Annotated in this window: 15 protein-coding genes; 4 read left to right on the forward strand and 11 right to left on the reverse strand. The window is 46.7% G+C overall.

Annotation, left to right across the window (positions count from 1 at the left end; all coding sequences use genetic code 11):
- Positions 1 to 120 precede the first annotated feature (120 nt).
- The 6 genes from HMPREF0663_RS04225 to bamJ (HMPREF0663_RS04250) all read right to left on the reverse strand — a co-directional run bounded on the left by HMPREF0663_RS04225 (position 121) and on the right by bamJ (HMPREF0663_RS04250) (position 6,227).
- Entirely contained in the window at positions 121 to 1,137 is a 1,017-nt protein-coding gene (locus HMPREF0663_RS04225) for a M28 family peptidase (protein WP_004368995.1), read from the reverse strand.
- 61 nt (positions 1,138 to 1,198) lie between these two features.
- A complete protein-coding gene (locus tag HMPREF0663_RS04230) occupies positions 1,199 to 2,956 on the reverse strand; it encodes a fused gamma-glutamyl-gamma-aminobutyrate hydrolase/peptidase (RefSeq protein WP_004368996.1) in 1,758 nt (585 codons plus the stop codon).
- Positions 2,956 to 3,420: an Lrp/AsnC family transcriptional regulator gene (locus tag HMPREF0663_RS04235; RefSeq protein ID WP_004368997.1), complete on the reverse strand. Its 465-nt coding sequence runs from the start codon at positions 3,418 to 3,420 to the stop codon at positions 2,956 to 2,958. The genes HMPREF0663_RS04230 and HMPREF0663_RS04235 overlap by 1 nt, the downstream gene beginning before the upstream one ends.
- A 210-nt stretch (positions 3,421 to 3,630) precedes the next feature.
- Entirely contained in the window at positions 3,631 to 4,584 is a 954-nt protein-coding gene (bamJ, locus tag HMPREF0663_RS04240; protein ID WP_187115896.1) for a BamJ family beta-barrel-assembly machinery protein, read from the reverse strand.
- A 92-nt stretch (positions 4,585 to 4,676) separates the two neighbouring features.
- A complete protein-coding gene (gene bamJ / locus HMPREF0663_RS04245; protein WP_004369000.1) occupies positions 4,677 to 5,549 on the reverse strand; it encodes a BamJ family beta-barrel-assembly machinery protein in 873 nt (290 codons plus the stop codon).
- Between the two features lie 72 nt (positions 5,550 to 5,621).
- Positions 5,622 to 6,227 carry a BamJ family beta-barrel-assembly machinery protein gene (gene bamJ, locus HMPREF0663_RS04250; RefSeq protein ID WP_004369001.1) on the reverse strand — a complete coding sequence of 202 codons (606 nt, stop codon included), beginning with the start codon at positions 6,225 to 6,227 and terminating at the stop codon, positions 5,622 to 5,624.
- Positions 6,228 to 6,618: 391 nt separating this feature from the next.
- Between bamJ (HMPREF0663_RS04250) and HMPREF0663_RS04255 the strand changes: the two genes are divergently transcribed.
- The 3 genes from HMPREF0663_RS04255 to HMPREF0663_RS04265 all read left to right on the forward strand — a co-directional run bounded on the left by HMPREF0663_RS04255 (position 6,619) and on the right by HMPREF0663_RS04265 (position 8,290).
- The gene (locus HMPREF0663_RS04255; protein WP_016665401.1) at positions 6,619 to 7,332 is read left to right on the forward strand and encodes an SIR2 family NAD-dependent protein deacylase; all 714 of its coding nucleotides are present in this window, start codon (positions 6,619 to 6,621) and stop codon (positions 7,330 to 7,332) included.
- A gap of 11 nt (positions 7,333 to 7,343) precedes the next feature.
- The gene (locus tag HMPREF0663_RS04260) at positions 7,344 to 7,838 is read left to right on the forward strand and encodes a GNAT family N-acetyltransferase (protein WP_004369003.1); all 495 of its coding nucleotides are present in this window, start codon (positions 7,344 to 7,346) and stop codon (positions 7,836 to 7,838) included.
- Between the two features lie 98 nt (positions 7,839 to 7,936).
- Positions 7,937 to 8,290, forward strand: a complete 354-nt coding sequence (locus HMPREF0663_RS04265; protein WP_004369004.1) for a DUF1893 domain-containing protein — start codon at positions 7,937 to 7,939, stop codon at positions 8,288 to 8,290.
- Positions 8,291 to 8,499: 209 nt separating this feature from the next.
- Here the strand turns inward: HMPREF0663_RS04265 and HMPREF0663_RS04270 are convergent, their stop codons facing one another.
- Positions 8,500 to 10,215, reverse strand: coding sequence for a Na/Pi cotransporter family protein (locus HMPREF0663_RS04270; RefSeq protein ID WP_004369005.1), 1,716 nt, complete (start codon positions 10,213 to 10,215; stop codon positions 8,500 to 8,502).
- Positions 10,216 to 10,298: 83 nt separating this feature from the next.
- Here HMPREF0663_RS04270 and HMPREF0663_RS04275 point away from each other — a divergent pair, with 83 nt between their 5' ends.
- A complete protein-coding gene (locus HMPREF0663_RS04275) occupies positions 10,299 to 11,960 on the forward strand; it encodes a nucleoside kinase (RefSeq protein ID WP_004369006.1) in 1,662 nt (553 codons plus the stop codon).
- Positions 11,961 to 11,993: 33 nt separating this feature from the next.
- On the opposite strand, the gene miaB is transcribed toward HMPREF0663_RS04275, so the two are convergent.
- The 4 genes from miaB to HMPREF0663_RS04295 form a co-directional block, all read right to left on the reverse strand.
- The gene (gene miaB, locus HMPREF0663_RS04280) at positions 11,994 to 13,298 is read right to left on the reverse strand and encodes a tRNA (N6-isopentenyl adenosine(37)-C2)-methylthiotransferase MiaB (protein WP_004369007.1); all 1,305 of its coding nucleotides are present in this window, start codon (positions 13,296 to 13,298) and stop codon (positions 11,994 to 11,996) included.
- A gap of 378 nt (positions 13,299 to 13,676) precedes the next feature.
- Positions 13,677 to 14,642: a phosphatase PAP2 family protein gene (locus HMPREF0663_RS04285; protein WP_004369009.1), complete on the reverse strand. Its 966-nt coding sequence runs from the start codon at positions 14,640 to 14,642 to the stop codon at positions 13,677 to 13,679.
- A 39-nt stretch (positions 14,643 to 14,681) separates the two neighbouring features.
- On the reverse strand, positions 14,682 to 15,683 hold the full coding sequence (locus HMPREF0663_RS04290) for an NAD-dependent epimerase/dehydratase family protein (protein ID WP_004369010.1): 1,002 nt from the start codon (positions 15,681 to 15,683) through the stop codon (positions 14,682 to 14,684).
- The gene (locus HMPREF0663_RS04295) at positions 15,680 to 16,639 is read right to left on the reverse strand and encodes a cation diffusion facilitator family transporter (protein ID WP_036875678.1); all 960 of its coding nucleotides are present in this window, start codon (positions 16,637 to 16,639) and stop codon (positions 15,680 to 15,682) included. The genes HMPREF0663_RS04290 and HMPREF0663_RS04295 overlap by 4 nt, the downstream gene beginning before the upstream one ends.
- Positions 16,640 to 16,666 lie beyond the last annotated feature (27 nt).

Below are 16,666 nucleotides of genomic sequence, written 5' to 3' on the forward strand. Positions count from 1 at the left end.
CCTGCCGGGCATAGACCGGCTTCCCACCCATCATAGAACCCATATCTGACGATGCTGCCCCTGCAGGGAACGACATTATCCCTACAGGGGCAGCACTGGCACGCCACGCTGTTACGTGCACTACTTCGCTTCGCTGTAAATCACTTGCACCATCACTTGGCCTACTGCTTTCAGCGTATTCTTGTCGATATAATCCATGTTATCGTTAATAGTGTGCCATGTGGGGCCGAACGAACTCTGCGAACAGTCGGGATAGAACGGAATAATGTCGATGGTGGGTATCTTTGCAACCTCGTTGACAGGCACATGATCATCGGTTATCATGCCCCCCTCTTGCTTCGGAAAGTAACTCCCGTAACCGATAGCCTCGGCAGCTAACCACACTTTATCGACAATTGCGGGGGCAAACTGGCGCGAACCACTCTCTTGAAAGAACCGTGCACCTTGGCCGCCTACCATGTCTAACAATATTCCGTAGCGTGCTTCGTAGCCTTGGGGCAGGTTGGCAGCCCAATATTGTGCACCGAGTGCCCAGCTTTTCTCGTCATCCTGCAGGCCGCTCCAGCGCGGTGTACCCCAGTCTTCTGCATCGAAACACACGAAATCAACGCCTATGTTGAGCCGCTTGTAGGCATGTATAATGCGTGCAAGTTCCAACATAACGGCCACACCACTGGCACCATCGTTCGCTGCAAGTATGGGATGTCGCCAGTTGGTACTGTCTGGATCATTGTCGGCCCATGGACGCGAGTCCCAATGAGCACACAAAAGAATGCGTGTGGTAGACTGGGGATTGTAGGAAGCCATTATGTTTGTGCTCTTCAGAAGGGTGCCGTCGTAGCCTTTCAAGTCCACCTTCTGCGTGTTTACCGTACATCCGTATTGCTTAAACTTGGCAATTATCCACGCCGCACAGCGCTCATGCCCGGATGAGTTCATATCTCTCGGTCCGAAATCACACTGCGCTTTTGTAAACAGATATGCCGAATCGGCGTTGAACACAGGTCCTACGGGTTTCATGAGCATTGTATTTTCTTCGGTTTTCGCTTTGGTATCATTGCCATGCAGATACACCCCAATGCCGATACCTACGGCCAATAATGGTATAATCCCCATCACGATATGTTTTAGTTTCATTCTTATAATTATTATGGAAAGAACACGTGTCGCCCTTTCCGCTTGGTCTTATTGTCGTTGTTTATTTCTTGTGGCTCTGCACAAGGGCCATCACGCGCAGCCAGTTGCCGCCCCATATCTTGGCTATGTCGTGCTCGTTGTAGCGACGCTTCAGTAAGGCGATAGTAAAATTTATCAGCTCCGAGGAGTCTGCAAGGCCCTTGATACCGCCATCTCCATCGAAGTCGGTGCCGATACCCACATGGTCTATGCCCATTACGTGGATGGCATGTTCCAAATGGGCGATGGCATCGAGGATGGTAGCCTCTCCGTTTTGCTTTAGAAAACCGGCATACAAAGTGATATGGGCAACGCCTCCTTTGGCGGCAAGTGCACGCATTTGGTCGTCTGTAAGGTTGCGCGGAACGTCGCAAAGCGCCTTACAGTTGCTATGACTGCACACTATAGGCGTGCTACTTATATCAAGTGCGTCGTAAAAACTCTTCTCCCCGCCGTGACTGAGGTCTACCATAATGCCGCAATCGTTCATCTCTTGGATCACTTTTTCGCCGAACGGCGACACTCCATTATGGGTATTGCAGCCACGGGCGCTATCGCAAATATCGTTATCTCCATTGTGGCAAAGTGTTATATATGTCACCCCGCGCTGCGCAAAGTGCTTCACGTTGGCGATATCGCGCCCTATGGCCAAGCCGTTCTCTATGCCTAAGACAATCGATTTGTATCCCTTACGCTTGTTTTCGTACAGGTCGGCAGGCGTGCGCGCCATACTTAAATAACTTGCATTGGCTTTTACGATGGCTTCTATCTTGTCGAAAATAAGATTGGCATACTCCGTAGGGCCAGTAACAGCAAAGTCTACCTTACTCGAAAAGCTTTCTTCCGGCTTTGGTTGCGGCAGATATGCCACCATGGTTACCGCATCTTGACGCCCATCCGTCATCTTATGCAGGTCTACAAGTATGCGTTCATCGCGATGATCGAACCGAATACCCATAGGAAAGAACATGGGTGTGTCGCAATGAGTATCGAGGGTAAGCACACGTCTGTGCACTTCTTTTGCCTTATAAAATAGGTCTGCTTGCGCTACCAACCATTCGAACAGCTTCAATCCGTCGCTTTCGAGCCACTCGGGATGCCACTGTACGCCCATTATAGGTTTATACTCGCAACTTTCCATGGCTTCTATAATACCATCAGGTGCCGTTGCCGTTATCCGGAAATGGACTCCTGTCTCCTTTACAGCCTGATGATGAAATGAGTTGACGAATATTCTATCGGCGCCATATACCTTATATAATATAGAGTCTTCCGCAATATGAATAGAATGGGTAGGCTCGTTACGCGCGGCATCCTGACTGTGTTTCAACACATCAGATATGCTGTTGATGTCTTGCATCACCTTTCCGTCGAGGGCAAAAGCCAATGTTTGCATGCCACGGCATATGCCTAATATCGGTATTTGGCGGTTGTAAGCCAGACGGGTAATCAGTAATTCGGGCAAATCACGTATGGCATTCACCGAATGAAGTTGCGGCGAAGGCTCGTCGTTACCCCATAGAGGGTTGATATCCGCACCGCCCGTGAGCAACAAACCGTCTATATGTTCGAGCGTATTGATGATAACGTCCTTATCGGCTACGGGAGGTATGACCAGCGGAACGCCTCCTGCTTCGACTATCTGCCTGTAATAACAGTCGCGAAGCGTAAGGTCGCTGTTCTCATAATTACCGGTTATGCCTATGATTGCACGGTGTTCAGCCTCGGGAAAAGATGAGTATATGCCGTTCAGATGCTCCTGCAAATCGAAGATTTCCATTACCCTTCTATATTTATGGGTATCTCTCGTTTGATACTCTGCTCAAGGGAAATGAGTGTCTCTGTGGAGACTACTCCCGCTATACTCTGCAACTTATTGTTGAGCAAGTCCATTAATTGCTCGTTATCCCGTGCATACAACTTCACTAACATGGTATAAGGACCGGTCGTGAAGTGGCATTCGATCACTTCGGGGATATTGATAACCCGCTCTACAACCTCTTTGTACATGCTTCCGCGCTCGAGGTTAAGTCCCACATAAGTACAAGTAGAGTAGCCCAGACTCTTAGGGTTGATGTCGAACCCGCTACCTACGATTACCCCATTGTCTATCAAATGCTGCACTCTTTGGTGTATCGCAGCCCGCGAAACGCCGCATTCGGCAGCCACATCCTTAAAAGGTATGCGTGCATTCTTGGACAAAATACTCAGTATTTTCCTATCAAGATTGTCGATCTTCTCCATCTTTATGTTCCATTTATTAATTATCTGCTGATAGCAAAAGTAGATAAAATAAATGATACAAGCAACGCTTTGCGCTGAAAAATATTATTTTTTGCACAAAATGACATCACACCTACGGTTTAACGATATATTTCTTACTAAAAAGGGGAACATGCTCTATTGCAGCATATTCCCCTTTTTATAAAGTATATACGATATATCCGTGGCAACTTATTTTTTCTTTCGAGCCGGTTTCTTCGGAGATACGGCAGGCTTGGAAGACTCGGCCGATGCCTGCGGTTTATCCACACTCACCAGTTCTACAGTAAAGATAAGCGTCGAATACGGCTTGATTTGCCCTGCCTGACGTGCTCCATAAGCCAATTCCTGCGGGATATAAAGCTCCCACTTGCTGCCTGCAGGCATCATAGTAAGGGCTTCTGTCCATCCTTTTATTACCTGATCACAACGGAATTTCGCCGTCTGCGGATTACGTTTATACGAACTATCGAACACATTACCATCGATCGTCTTGCCTTCATATTTCACGGTAACGCTGTCGAACGGCTGCGGTGTCTCGCCCGTACCTTGCGTAATCACCTTGTATTGTAAACCTGAAGCAGTAGTCTTTACACCCTCTTTCTTGGCATTTGCGGCAAGCCATGCCTTATTTTCATCAAGATAAGCCTTGTTTTTCTGCTTGAATGCTTCCTCTTTTATTTCTTTACAAAAGGTTTCAGCGGTACTCATAGTATAATGAGTAGTATCGTTCAGCACGCCTGCCACAAAGCCCTTTTCGAAGAGTTTGCTATCGATGGAATCCTTAGAGCCCTCGAACATGCTCTTTACCTGTGGCAGAATTCTCTTCTTCACCATGTCTGCAATCTGGATACCTGCACTGTATGCCGTATAATGAAGGTCATCGTTTTTGCCCATAGCTTCCTCGAATCCTTTCACAAAGTCGGCTATGTAAGTTGAGTCTACACCGTATTGTTGCCGGATATACGGCAGAAGTCCGTTGGTATTTGACATACCGGAAGCATAACTGAGCGAATCTGAAAGCGTGGTAAGCACCAAAGTTGTTGGCGCCGGCTGCTGCTTTTTGTCTTTCTTGTTACCGGCCGAAACGGTGGTAAACATTGCACTTGCTATCATGACAAGTGCCATCAAAAAAATCTTTTTCATTGCATTAAGTTTATAAAAAGGTAGAGATTGCATTCGTAATCCCTACCTTTATTATTATTGTATCGTGCGAGCATGCAGCCCGCCATGTACGATTACTCAATACCGAGCAACTCTATTTTAAACACAAGTGCAGAGAACGGCTTTATATCATTGCCCTGCTCACGCTCTCCGTAAGCCAGTTCTTGCGGGATATACACTTCCCATACCGAACCTACAGGCATATGAACGAGTGCTTCCGTCCAGCCTTTGATTACCTGATTTGCACGCAATGAAACAGGCTCCTTGCGCTTGTAAGAGCTGTCGAACACCTTGCCATCGATAGTACGTCCCTCATAGTTTACCTTTACCATAGAGGTATCTTTCGGCATGGGGCCGTTTCCTTCCTTAATCACCTTGTACTGTACGCCCGACGGAAGTGTCTTTACGCCTTCTTTCTTCTTGTTTTGAGCGAGGAATTTCTCACCTGCTTCCTTGTTCGGACCGTACTGCTTCATCATGTTGTTGGCACGTATCTTGGTAATCATAGTATTGGCCGTTTGCTGTGCCTGTTGTACATCCATGATACCTTTCTTACCTGTAGTTCCGGTAATAAAGCCTGCCATGAAGTTTTTAAGGGATATAGACTTGGTAGAGTCGTTACCGAAAACCTCCTGATTGATGCCTTTTACCATCTGATTACTGATCTGCTGACCGATTTGGATGCCCGCATAATAAGCGGCTTTCCCCTTGTCATCGCCGGCATTAGCGCCATCGTTAAGGCCTTTGATGAACTGTTCCATATAGGTAGTATCGATACCCATACGTCCTACAAGATACTCCTTGAGGCCTTGCGACTGCGTCATACCCATGGCATAGCTCATTGTATCAACATCGGTCTTCAGGTCTGCTTTCGGTGTCGAGTTGCCGCAAGCGGAAAATACTGCTGCAACAATAGCCATAGCGGCTACGAATGTAAGTTTTTTCATTGTTGTTTTATAAAATAATTTAAGTTTTCTAAGTTCTGTTTGATTGGGAGTTGTGGGGAATAAACCGTGGCATTACAGCACCTCGATGAGTTCTACATCGAAGATGAGCGCTGCAAACGGAGGAATAGAAGAGCCTGCCCCGCGTTCTCCGTAACCAAGAGTATAAGGAATAAAGAAGCGATATTTGGCACCTTCTTTCATAAGCTGCAGACCTTCGGTCCACCCTGCAATCACCTGATTCAGCGGGAACGTTGCCGGTTCACCGCGCTGTATGCTGCTGTCGAAAAGCGTTCCATCGACCAACATTCCCTCATAATGGCACTTTACTTGGTCGGTAGATTTGGGACTCTTGCCGTTTCCTTCTTTCAAAACCAGATATTGTAATCCGCTCGGAAGGGTAATAACGCCCTCTTTCTTGGCGTTTTCAGCAAGATAATTCTCACCTTTTTCCTTAGCTGCTTTGCCCTTTTCGGCGGCAACAGAGCGTTGCTTTTCTTCCTGTTTACGGAAGAAGTCTTGCACAATGGCGTGCGCTTCGTTCTCGTCGACCTGAAGACCTGTGCCCGCCATAACATCCTTAATGGCCTGTGCAAAGTCGTCTATATTCAGATTAGCCGCACCCATTTGACTGAGTTGACGGCCTATGCCGATGCCCAAAGCGTAGCTTACTTTGTCCATAAATATCGTTTTTATTTTATTATTAATTATAATCTTGTTTTAAGATATGCAAAGTTACACATTTTTTCCATATACACGTTATTAGCATTTAAATTTAACAGACTTATGATTATTTAAACACTTATGAGCCGTATATGCACTGTTTTTCACCGGTATAACGACTTTTACGACAGGCAGACGGTACTTCTGCCGCCCGCAGACATACTGCCTAACAACCACAGACGCATTGCCTAAGCAAGTTAAACGGCACGTTTATCGGCGGCACTTTATTTTTCTTTGTCTGCAACCGCTACGTTTCAGAAAAAACAGTTATATTTGCGATATGAATAACTGATGCCATCATAGCGAACCGAGCATACGGTCTGCGATGGCGAGACAACATATAATCGATATGAAGAAATTGGTTTTTCTTACGGGAGCAGGCATGTCTGTGGAGAGTGGTTTTAAGACCTTTCGCGGCAATGACGGCCTTTGGGAGAATTATCCCGTAGAACAAGTGGCATCGCACGAAGGGTGGGAGGCCGATCCTACATTGGTGACGAACTTCTACAACATGCTTAGAAAGAAGTTGTATGCCGCACAACCCAACGACGGGCATAGGCTGATTAAGGATTTGGAGCACGATTTCGATGTAACGGTGATTACGCAGAACGTAGACAATCTGCACGAGAAAGCGGGCTCTTCGCACGTAATTCACCTGCACGGCGAACTGTCTAAGGTGTGTTCAAGCCGCGATCCGTACAACCGGAAATACATCACGGAACTGTCGGAAGGCCATGCAGAGGTGACACCCGGCACGCTTGCCGGCGACGGTTCGCTGCTACGCCCGTTCATTGTGTTCTTCGGAGAGGCCGTACCCATGATAGAACCCGCTGCCAAAGAGGCTGCAAAGGCCGATATCTTCGTCATCGTAGGCACGTCGCTGAACGTATATCCGGCCGCCGGACTGGTGAGGTACGTCCGCGCAGGGGTGCCTGTTTATCTGATAGATCCCGATACGACGATGCAAAACACGGCACAGGGCATTACTCATATCTGCAAAGGAGCTTCGGAAGGCATGCGGGAATTGGCGAATAGATTGCGAAACGATGCAGAAAGACAATAAACAAACGACACATGGACATAAGAGAAGCTGCGCTTGTAGATTGCCGGCTGATACACGACATGGCATGGGAAACATTCCCGAACACGTATAAAAACATTCTTACCAAGGAGCAGATCGACTACATGATGGAGTGGATGTACTCTGTAGACAGTCTGAAAAAGCAAATGACAGAGGAGAAAAACACTTATCTGTTGGCTTTCGAAGGCGACACATGTGTAGGCTATGTGTCGGTTCAACCGCAGGGCAACTACACGTATCACCTGCAAAAAATTTACGTGATGCCCGCATTTCAGAAAGGCGGATATGGCAAACAGTTGTTCAATGCGGCTATCCGTTGGATTAAGAAAGTACATCCGTCGCCCTGTAAAATGGAACTTAATGTGAACAGGCATAACCCCGCACTGGGCTTCTATGAGCATCTGGGAATGAAAAAGGTACGCGAGGGCGACTTCGATATAGGCAACGGCTACTTCATGAACGACTATATTATGGCGATGGAGATATAAAATATTTCGCGCATAAAGAACAACATTCGGATTTATTTCCTATCTTTGTAGAGAACAGAAAAACGTTACTACTATCCGGAATATAAAATATAGGAGGAATGCTTATGATGAACGAACTGATCGACACACTGCACACGGAACAATGTTCGTTGGTGTTGTTGCATGAAGGCAATGTACATAAGTTCAACGGGCGCGGAGCAAGAACGCTCTACAACCTGCTTACAGAAGCGCCGGAAGCCCTTCTAAACTCTAAACTTGCTGCAAAAGCTGCCGGTAGAACGGCCGCTAAAATGATGGTAAACGGCGGTGTATGCGAAGTGTATGCCGATGTAATCAGCGAACAAGCATTCTCTACGCTCAAAAATGCAGGCATTAAGGTTGCTTTCGACCGTAAGGTAGACCATGCGGCCTTTATCGATATCTGGAAGAAAATGGGCGAAATTACGGACTGACCGCTATATCTGTAGTCGGTAGAAGTCGCTCCTGTCGTGCTTCATGCTATGGATAAGCGGCTTCGTTATCGGCATGAAAACAAGATGAATACGTCGCGTTTTTTCGGAAAACATTCATAACGCCTCAAATGCTTTTACAATATACGGCAATCGGGCTCATGTCTTGATCGACATGAACCCGATTGTTATTAAGTACGAATGGTGTGTGTTCAAGCCTCTTTCTGGCGTGTTCCCATGCGTGCCTCTACCACATTGACCACGTAATCGCCAAGTTTTTCGCATTCTTGCACGATATCCATGTACATCGTTCCGATGGCATACGTATATTCGTGATTATTTACGTCGTTGATATTCTGGCTCTTCAGCTGATCTCTGTAGTTGTTAATCTCATTCTCGATATTGAATGAACGATTGGCATCCAGCTCGTCTTTACGGCCGAGGAACAACGACTGCATCTGACTGAGAGCATCGTCGGTAAGCTCGAACATCTGGTGTAAGTGCTCGTATTGGCGTTCTGTAAAGTCTTCCTTGCCGTTCAACTTGCGTTTCAGCGTGCGCGCAATGTTGTAACAGCTATCGCCTATGCTCTCTATTTCGGAAATTTCGCGCAACATAGCACGTATCTTCGCCTTGGTTTCATCACTTAAATGGGCGTCGCTTACCTGATCTAAGTATTTTGCAATCTCTATCTCCATGTTATCGCTGATACCTTCGTACTTCTCGATACGTGTAAATATCTTTACGAAACTGCTGTCGTCTTTGGTGCCGAGCAACTCTCTAACCATACCGAACATACGGTGTATGCGCTCTGCAAAGGAACTGATTTCCTTATGTGCTTCGAGAACAGAGAGCTCGGGTGTCTTCATTATGCCACCCTGAATGAAGCGTAAACGGAATTCCTCTTCCTCTTCTTTCTTGCCGGGTTTAATCACCCAGCATGCTACACGCTCTATTTGCGGTATAAACCAAATAAGAATAGCGGTATTGAATACGTTGAAACAGGTGTGGAAAGCGGCGAGTACGACCGGTAATTTTATGGATAAATCGTGGGCAGAAAGATGTGAAGTGGCGGGATCATAACCAACAAGATGGCATACACCATTGACAAAAGGATAGAAAAGGCACAATACCCAGATAACACCGAATGCATTGAAAAGGAAATGTGCAAAGGCTGTTCGCCGTGCTTGCGTATTTGAACCGAGAGCAGCAAGATTGGCTGTAAGGGTTGTTCCGATATTCTCTCCCATCACCAAAGCAATGCCGAGATAAATAGGTAGTACACCAGTAGAGCAAAGCAGAATGGTAATGGCCATGACTGCAGCCGAAGATTGAACGATACACGTAATGATGGTACCTATCAAAAGGAAGATAAATATGGAAAAATAGCTGTTCACATCGAAAGAACCAAAGAAATCTATAACACCTTTGTTGTTCTGTAAATCAAGTGATTTGCCTGCATCGCTCAACAAAACAAGGCTGAAAAAGAGGAAAGCTATACCAAATAGAAAATCTCCTTTGTATCGGTATCGGCGCGAATAGATAAGTATAATACCTACCAAAAAGGCGGGAAAGACAAAGTTAGTGAGATCCAACGAGTATCCCAGCGACATGATCCAGGCTGTAAGCGTAGTTCCAATGTTAGCACCCATAATGACCGATATCGCTTGTGCCAGCGTGAGAAGTCCTGCATTGACGAATGAAACGGTCATCACAGTGGTAGCGGTAGACGACTGCACGGCACATGTAACGAACGTTCCCGTGAGCATTCCGGTAAAACGATTGGTAGTCATCGCGCTTAAGACGTGGCGTAACTGCGAACCAGCCATCTTCTGAAGGGCCTCGCTCATAATTTTCATTCCATAAATGAGCAATGCCAAAGAGCCTGCTATCCTAAAAAAAAAGATTAAATAATCACCTGTTTCCATAAATTAATGATATGTGAATAGTATTTTTTTTGGAACTTTGTCATATATTCAATAACTTTACATGCGCTAAATTTAATAGACAAATGAAACAACTTATACAAATATGTTGCAAAAATAATAAAAAAACTCAAGAAGTAGTTATAGGAAGTACACTTTATGATGTTTTTAACCAATTTCATTTAAAGATGCCTTTCGGACCGATATGTGCCAAGGTCAACAATAAAGTAGAGGGCATGCATTACCGTCTCTACCATAATAAAGATGTGGAATTTTTGGATATGACCAGCGGTTCAGGTTCGCGTAATTACACACGGACATTATTTTTTGTGCTCTGCAAAGCCGTACATGATCTTTTTCCACGCAGCGAAGTAGTGATCGATATCCCCGTTTCAAACGGTTATTACTGCAATCTATCGCTGGGACACCCCGTCGGCTTGCAAGACGTCGATGCCATTCGTGGGCGCATGCAGCAGATTATAGACGAAAAAATACCTATACGCAGGTTCGAAGTACGCACCGAAGAAGCGGTTAAGATGTTCGAGGAAAAAGGCGACGAAGCCAAGGCCAAGCTGCTCAGAAGTATCGGATCGCTCTACACTACATATTATCAGATGGATGATTACGTAGATTATTACTACGGTTCATTGCTCACAAACACGAAAGATTTGTATCTTTTCGGTGTAGAAAAGTATTACGACGGCATTCTTCTACGTATCCCCTCACAGAAAAATCCGGAACAACTGGGCGAGCTGATCCGGCAAGATAAGATGTTCGAGATATTCAAGGAACACCACCGTTGGCAGCACATTCTTGGCATAAGTACCGTAGGCGATTTCAACGAAGCCGTAAAAGCAGGACACACAACCGACCTTATAAACGTGTCGGAAGCATTGCAAGAGAAGAAAATATCGCAAATTGCCGATGCTATTGCTAACCGTAAAGGCGTGAAGATGGTACTTATAGCCGGTCCATCCTCATCTGGTAAGACCACATTTTGTAAGCGTTTGTCCATCCAGATGCTCACCAATGGCATCAAACCCGTACAGATATCGCTCGACGATTACTTTGTCGACCGCGACAAAACGCCCAAAGACGAGAACGGAGAGTTGGATTACGAGAGCATTTACGCACTGAACATCCCACTTATCAACGAGCAATTCAATGCGCTCTTCAACGGAGAAGAGATAGATTTGCCTAAATATAACTTTCAAACAGGTATGAGCGAGAAGAGCGGAAAACGGCTTCATCTTGATGAAAACAATATACTTGTGGTGGAAGGAATACACGCCTTGAACCCCGAACTCACATCGCAAATACCGGCAGAGCAGAAGTTCAAAGTATATATATCGGCACTGACAACCATCTTGCTCGACGATCATAACTACATACCCACAACAGATAACCGCCTTCTGCGCCGCATCATCCGCGATTACAAGTACAGGGGAGTTGACGCACAAGACACTATACACCGATGGCCTTCGGTACGTAACGGTGAAAACAAGTGGATATTCCCCTATCAGGAGAATGCCGATGTGATGTTCAACACGGCAATGCTCTTCGAACTTGCGGTCATCAAGCAGCAGGCGGAACCACTTTTAGAGCTGGTACCCGAGAACTGTGAGGAGCATAGCGAGGCCTATCGTCTGCTCAAGTTCTTGAAATACATCTCTCCGATACCCAATAAAGCGCTGCCACCCACAAGCCTTATTCGTGAATTCTTAGGCGGCAGTTCGTTCAGATACTGATCTGTAAGGTTTATATATAAAATAGGTGAAGAATTAAACCTCCTCACCGAACAGCGTTGCAGAGGTACTTCCTGTAATTTTTACGCGCACTGTTTCGCCGATATGGCGGTTGCCTTTGTCGAACACCACCATCTTGTTCTGCTCCGTTCTACCGCATAATTGACTGCGACTGCGCTTGCTGAACCCTTCTACAAGTACGTCGAATTCTTTTCCTTCATCACGTTTGTTGGAGACGGCAGACAGCTCCGTCTGCAAATGAATAAGCTCATTAAGCCGGCGCACTTTCTCTTCTTCGCTCACATTATCGGGAAGATGCTTCGATGCGTATGTGCCCGGACGTTCCGAATACTTAAACATAAAAGCACTGTCATAACCTACTTCCTTCATTAGGGAGAGCGACTGTCGGTGGTCTTCTTCCGTCTCGCCGTGATAACCCACGAAAATATCGGTGGAAAGGCCGCAATCGGGAACAATCCTGCGAATGGCCTGTACCCTATCCATATACCATTCGCGCGTATATTTCCGGTTCATCAGCTTCAACACTTTATTGCTCCCGCTCTGCACGGGCAGATGTATATGCTTGCAAACATTAGGCATATCGGCTATTACATGCAATGTTTCGTCGCTCATGTCCTTAGGATGAGAGGTGGTAAAGCGCACGCGCATGTCGGGTACAACTTCGGCTACACGGCGTAGAAGCTGCGGAAAACCGATATCGCCGAACCGGTAAGAATTCACGTTCTGCCCGAGCAGCGTTACTTCTTTATAGTGCTTGTCGCGCAAATCGATAACTTCGCGCAAGATACTCTCTATATCTCTCGAGCGTTCACGGCCTCTTGTATAGGGCACAATGCAGTAGTGACAGAAATTATCGCAGCCTCTCATAATGCTTACAAAGCCGCCTATCTTGCCCAATATCACGCGTTGAGGCACTACATCCTTATAAGTCTCGGTCTTGGAAAGTTCGATATCGATAGCTTTATTGCCCGTTTCGGCCTGCGCAATCATATCCGGAAGGTTCAAATAAGAGTCCGGTCCTGCCACCAGATCTGCATGGTGGTTCTCTATCAGGTCGTCTTTTACACGTTCGGCCATACACCCCAACACACCGAGAATGAGCTCCCGTCCCTTCTTTCTCTCGGCATGAAGGGCATCAAGACGATTGTATATCTTGTTTTCGGCATTCTCTCGAACCGAACAGGTATTCAGAAAGACGGCATCGGCCTCGCTTTCCGTATCGCATACATCATAGCCCGCCATCTTCATCACCGAAGCAACAACCTCGCTGTCGGCCACATTCATCTGGCATCCATACGTCTCAATATAGAGTTTCTTCATCTTCTTATTTTCATTGAGAGTGCAAAGTTACGCAAAAACACTGTAAAAATTGCAGCAATCTACAAGAATAACATTACCGACACACGATAATTCCTGCCACAATACACACCGCGAACCACGGAGCTTGACATTATGAACCACGGAGCTTGACACGATGAACCACGGAGCTTGACGCGATGAACCACGGAGGTTGACATTATGAACTACGGAGGTTGACTTCGAAAATGTTACAAATACACATACAAACAGAATGGGGAACAATGCGCAAAAGCAAAAGACAAACGGCCCGCACAAGCAATTTAAAGCATATATCCAACGGCAACAGACAGACCATCTATCGCAAATACATCTGCAATCTATCAGAGTAATATATGCACCCTACCGCTGCCATACGCGGTAAACACGCATGAAACCGAAGTAAAACAGCCCCCCCGTTAACACCCCTGCAATGGCATCGATGGCATAGTGGGCCTGAATATACACCGTGGAGAAAAACAGCAGAACGTAAAACGGCAGCAACAGAAGCAGCAACTTACGGCTTCGGGCATGCCACGCAAGCAGCATGCACACCGTGGATATGCCTACATGAGAGCTGGGGAATGCCGCTGTAGGGCGCTCTCCGGCTGCCTTGGCACTCTCTACAAGGTTATAAAACAAGCCATTTGTATAGCCCGGACTGGGCAAACAGTCCTGATGAATGTCGAAATAGTGGTGCAAGGCGGGGAATATACCGCCGGCAATCTTATCTGTTCCCACCGCTTTATAATAGAAAGTGGGGCCCGCAACGGGCAACAGATCGAAGATGACATAATAGGCGAAGAACGACGCCAATATCACAAAAGCGCACTGTTCGAAGTCCTTGTAGCGATAAAAGAAAAAGAAAAAGGCGACAAACACTATCATCGGATAGTACGAAGCATAGCCCAAATCCATCAATTCGCTCACTATAGGCGAGGAAAACGCAGAGGCAAACACCAATGCAGGCTGGAAACCGAACAGCTGTTGTTCCCATTCGGCGAATATATAATCAAGGTTCGGGAATATTCGGTTAATCTCATACGTGTCGGGATACCACCATGCAAGCAGTCCAAGCTGCAGCAATACACGTGCAAGAAGCGTAATTTTGCAGGGCGCAAGCCTGTAAACAAGCCACACGGCTGCCGTCATTGCCACCGCCCTTATGCGCCCCCATACCATTTCTTCGGGATTGGCAAGTTTGGTATAAGTAAAAAACACAATTATCAGCGTAAATACCATATACGCCAACATCACCCATTCGAAGGCGAGAAGTCCGCGCTTCGGTTTCTTTTCTATCCTGAATAAATCTGCCAATAGATTAGCCATTTCGTAATTACCTTTATCCTGTAGCCGGCCGAAATACGCCTACAACCACCCGTTATCGCGATACCAACGGATGGTTTCTGCCACGCCTTGCTCCAAACTGTAGTGCGGATGATAGCCCAACTCGTCCATGGCGGGCTCGATATCGCACCGCCAGTTCCGCTGTTTCAGTATGTTATATTTATCCTTGTTGAGTGCCGTAATCTTGCCGGTGCATCTGCTTATGTACTCTCCTGCCCATGTAATGGTGCGCAATACCCACAGCGGAGCCTTGATACATATACGCCACGGGTGTCCTAACTCGTCGCGTATCAGGTTACTGAACGTACTCGAACGATACACATTTCCATCGCTTAAGAAGTATTTACGGCCACTCATGCCGCGGTCGAAGGCCAAAAACACGGCTTGCACCACATCTTTTACATAAACGAACGTAATGTCTTGCTGCCTGAACCCTACCGAAAAGTCGAGATGGTGTTTAATGCTTTCGGCCATCAGCAGGTAGTCTTTCTCCCTCGGACCGTACACCCCTGTGGGACGGAGCACGATATAAGGGAAATCGTTCCCTATGGAATCGAGATATTTCTCGGCCTCCAATTTGCTCTTTCCGTATGCCGTATTGGGCTTGGGCGTATCGTCTTCGCGTATCTCCCTATAAGGTTTGTTTTCGCATATCGCACCATATACGCTGAGCGAACTTATGTAAATGAACCGACGGATGGGCATTTCAAGATACAGAAGAGCCTCTACAAGGTTCTCCGTACCTTTGGTATTCACGTCGAAGAAATCTTCTTTATGCAGACATTTCGTTACGCCCGCCGCATGTACAACATAGTCGAATTGTTCGTGGGCAAGCTGTTCGATGAGCCTGTCACGCGAAGATAAGTCGAGTTCAATGAACCGGATACGGCTGTCTTGCAGGTATATTTTAGAGCTGGACGGCCTTACGGCGGCCCATACCTCCATATCCCGTTTCAGCGCTTCTTCTACAATAAAGCTCCCGATAAAGCCGGTTGCACCGGTTACAAGTATCTTGGTTTTCATTTCTTACTTTCGTTCAACGTTGCTGCAGCCGCATCTTCAAAGGGATTTCGGTATTCTCCGTTCACCTTCGTAGGCTCTACATGCAGCCCTATATGCGTGCCCTTGCCAAATCTCTCCCTAAGTCTGCATTCAATATTCGTTGCATGTAAATGCGATTCATAGAGAGATATCGCCCCCGGCATGCGTATGTGCATCTCAATGGCGATATGGTTACCGATGCTACGTGTCATCAAATGGTGCATTTGGCTTACCTCCGGTTCGGCTTCTACAATCTCTTTAATCTCATTCTCCACATCGTCCGGCAGACTTTTCTCCGTCAGTTCGCCCACCGATTTGCCTAATAATCGGTAAGCAGTTCGCACAATAAAGAAACTTACACATACCGCTGCAATCGGATCGAGTATGGCCCAATCGCTGCCGAGCAGTATGGCTCCGCCTATTCCGAGGGCCGTTCCTACAGACGAGAGGGCATCGCTACGGTGGTGCCATGCATTGGCTATCACGGCTTGCGAGCCTATCCGGCGTCCTTCGCCCATAGTGAAACGATAGGCCCATTCCTTGGATAATATGCTTATAACGGCCGCCAAGAAAGCTATCCACCCGGGTGAAGCGAGCTTATTGCCCTGCCATGTGTAGTATATTTTCTCTAAGCCGTTGAGACAGATCATCACGCCGACACCGAAAAGTGCCACGCCTATCAAGGCCGTAGCTAAGGTTTCGTACTTTCCGTGACCGTAGTCGTGGTCTTTGTCTCGCGGTTTGTTGCTGATATGCACAAACACCAGCACTACAATGTCTGTCAGGAAATCCGACAAGGAGTGCACGGCATCGGCAATCATTGCCGCGGATGCTCCGAGAATGCCTGCCGTAAATTTGAACAAGAGCAGCACGATATTGATCAGGCTTCCCACTAACGTCACCCGAAAAATACGCTTCTTGCGCAAGTTGTCGTCCATTCTTTCACACATGTTTACCGCCGCAAA

This window comes from Hoylesella oralis ATCC 33269, from assembly GCF_000185145.2.
Lineage (GTDB): Bacteria > Bacteroidota > Bacteroidia > Bacteroidales > Bacteroidaceae > Prevotella > Prevotella phocaeensis.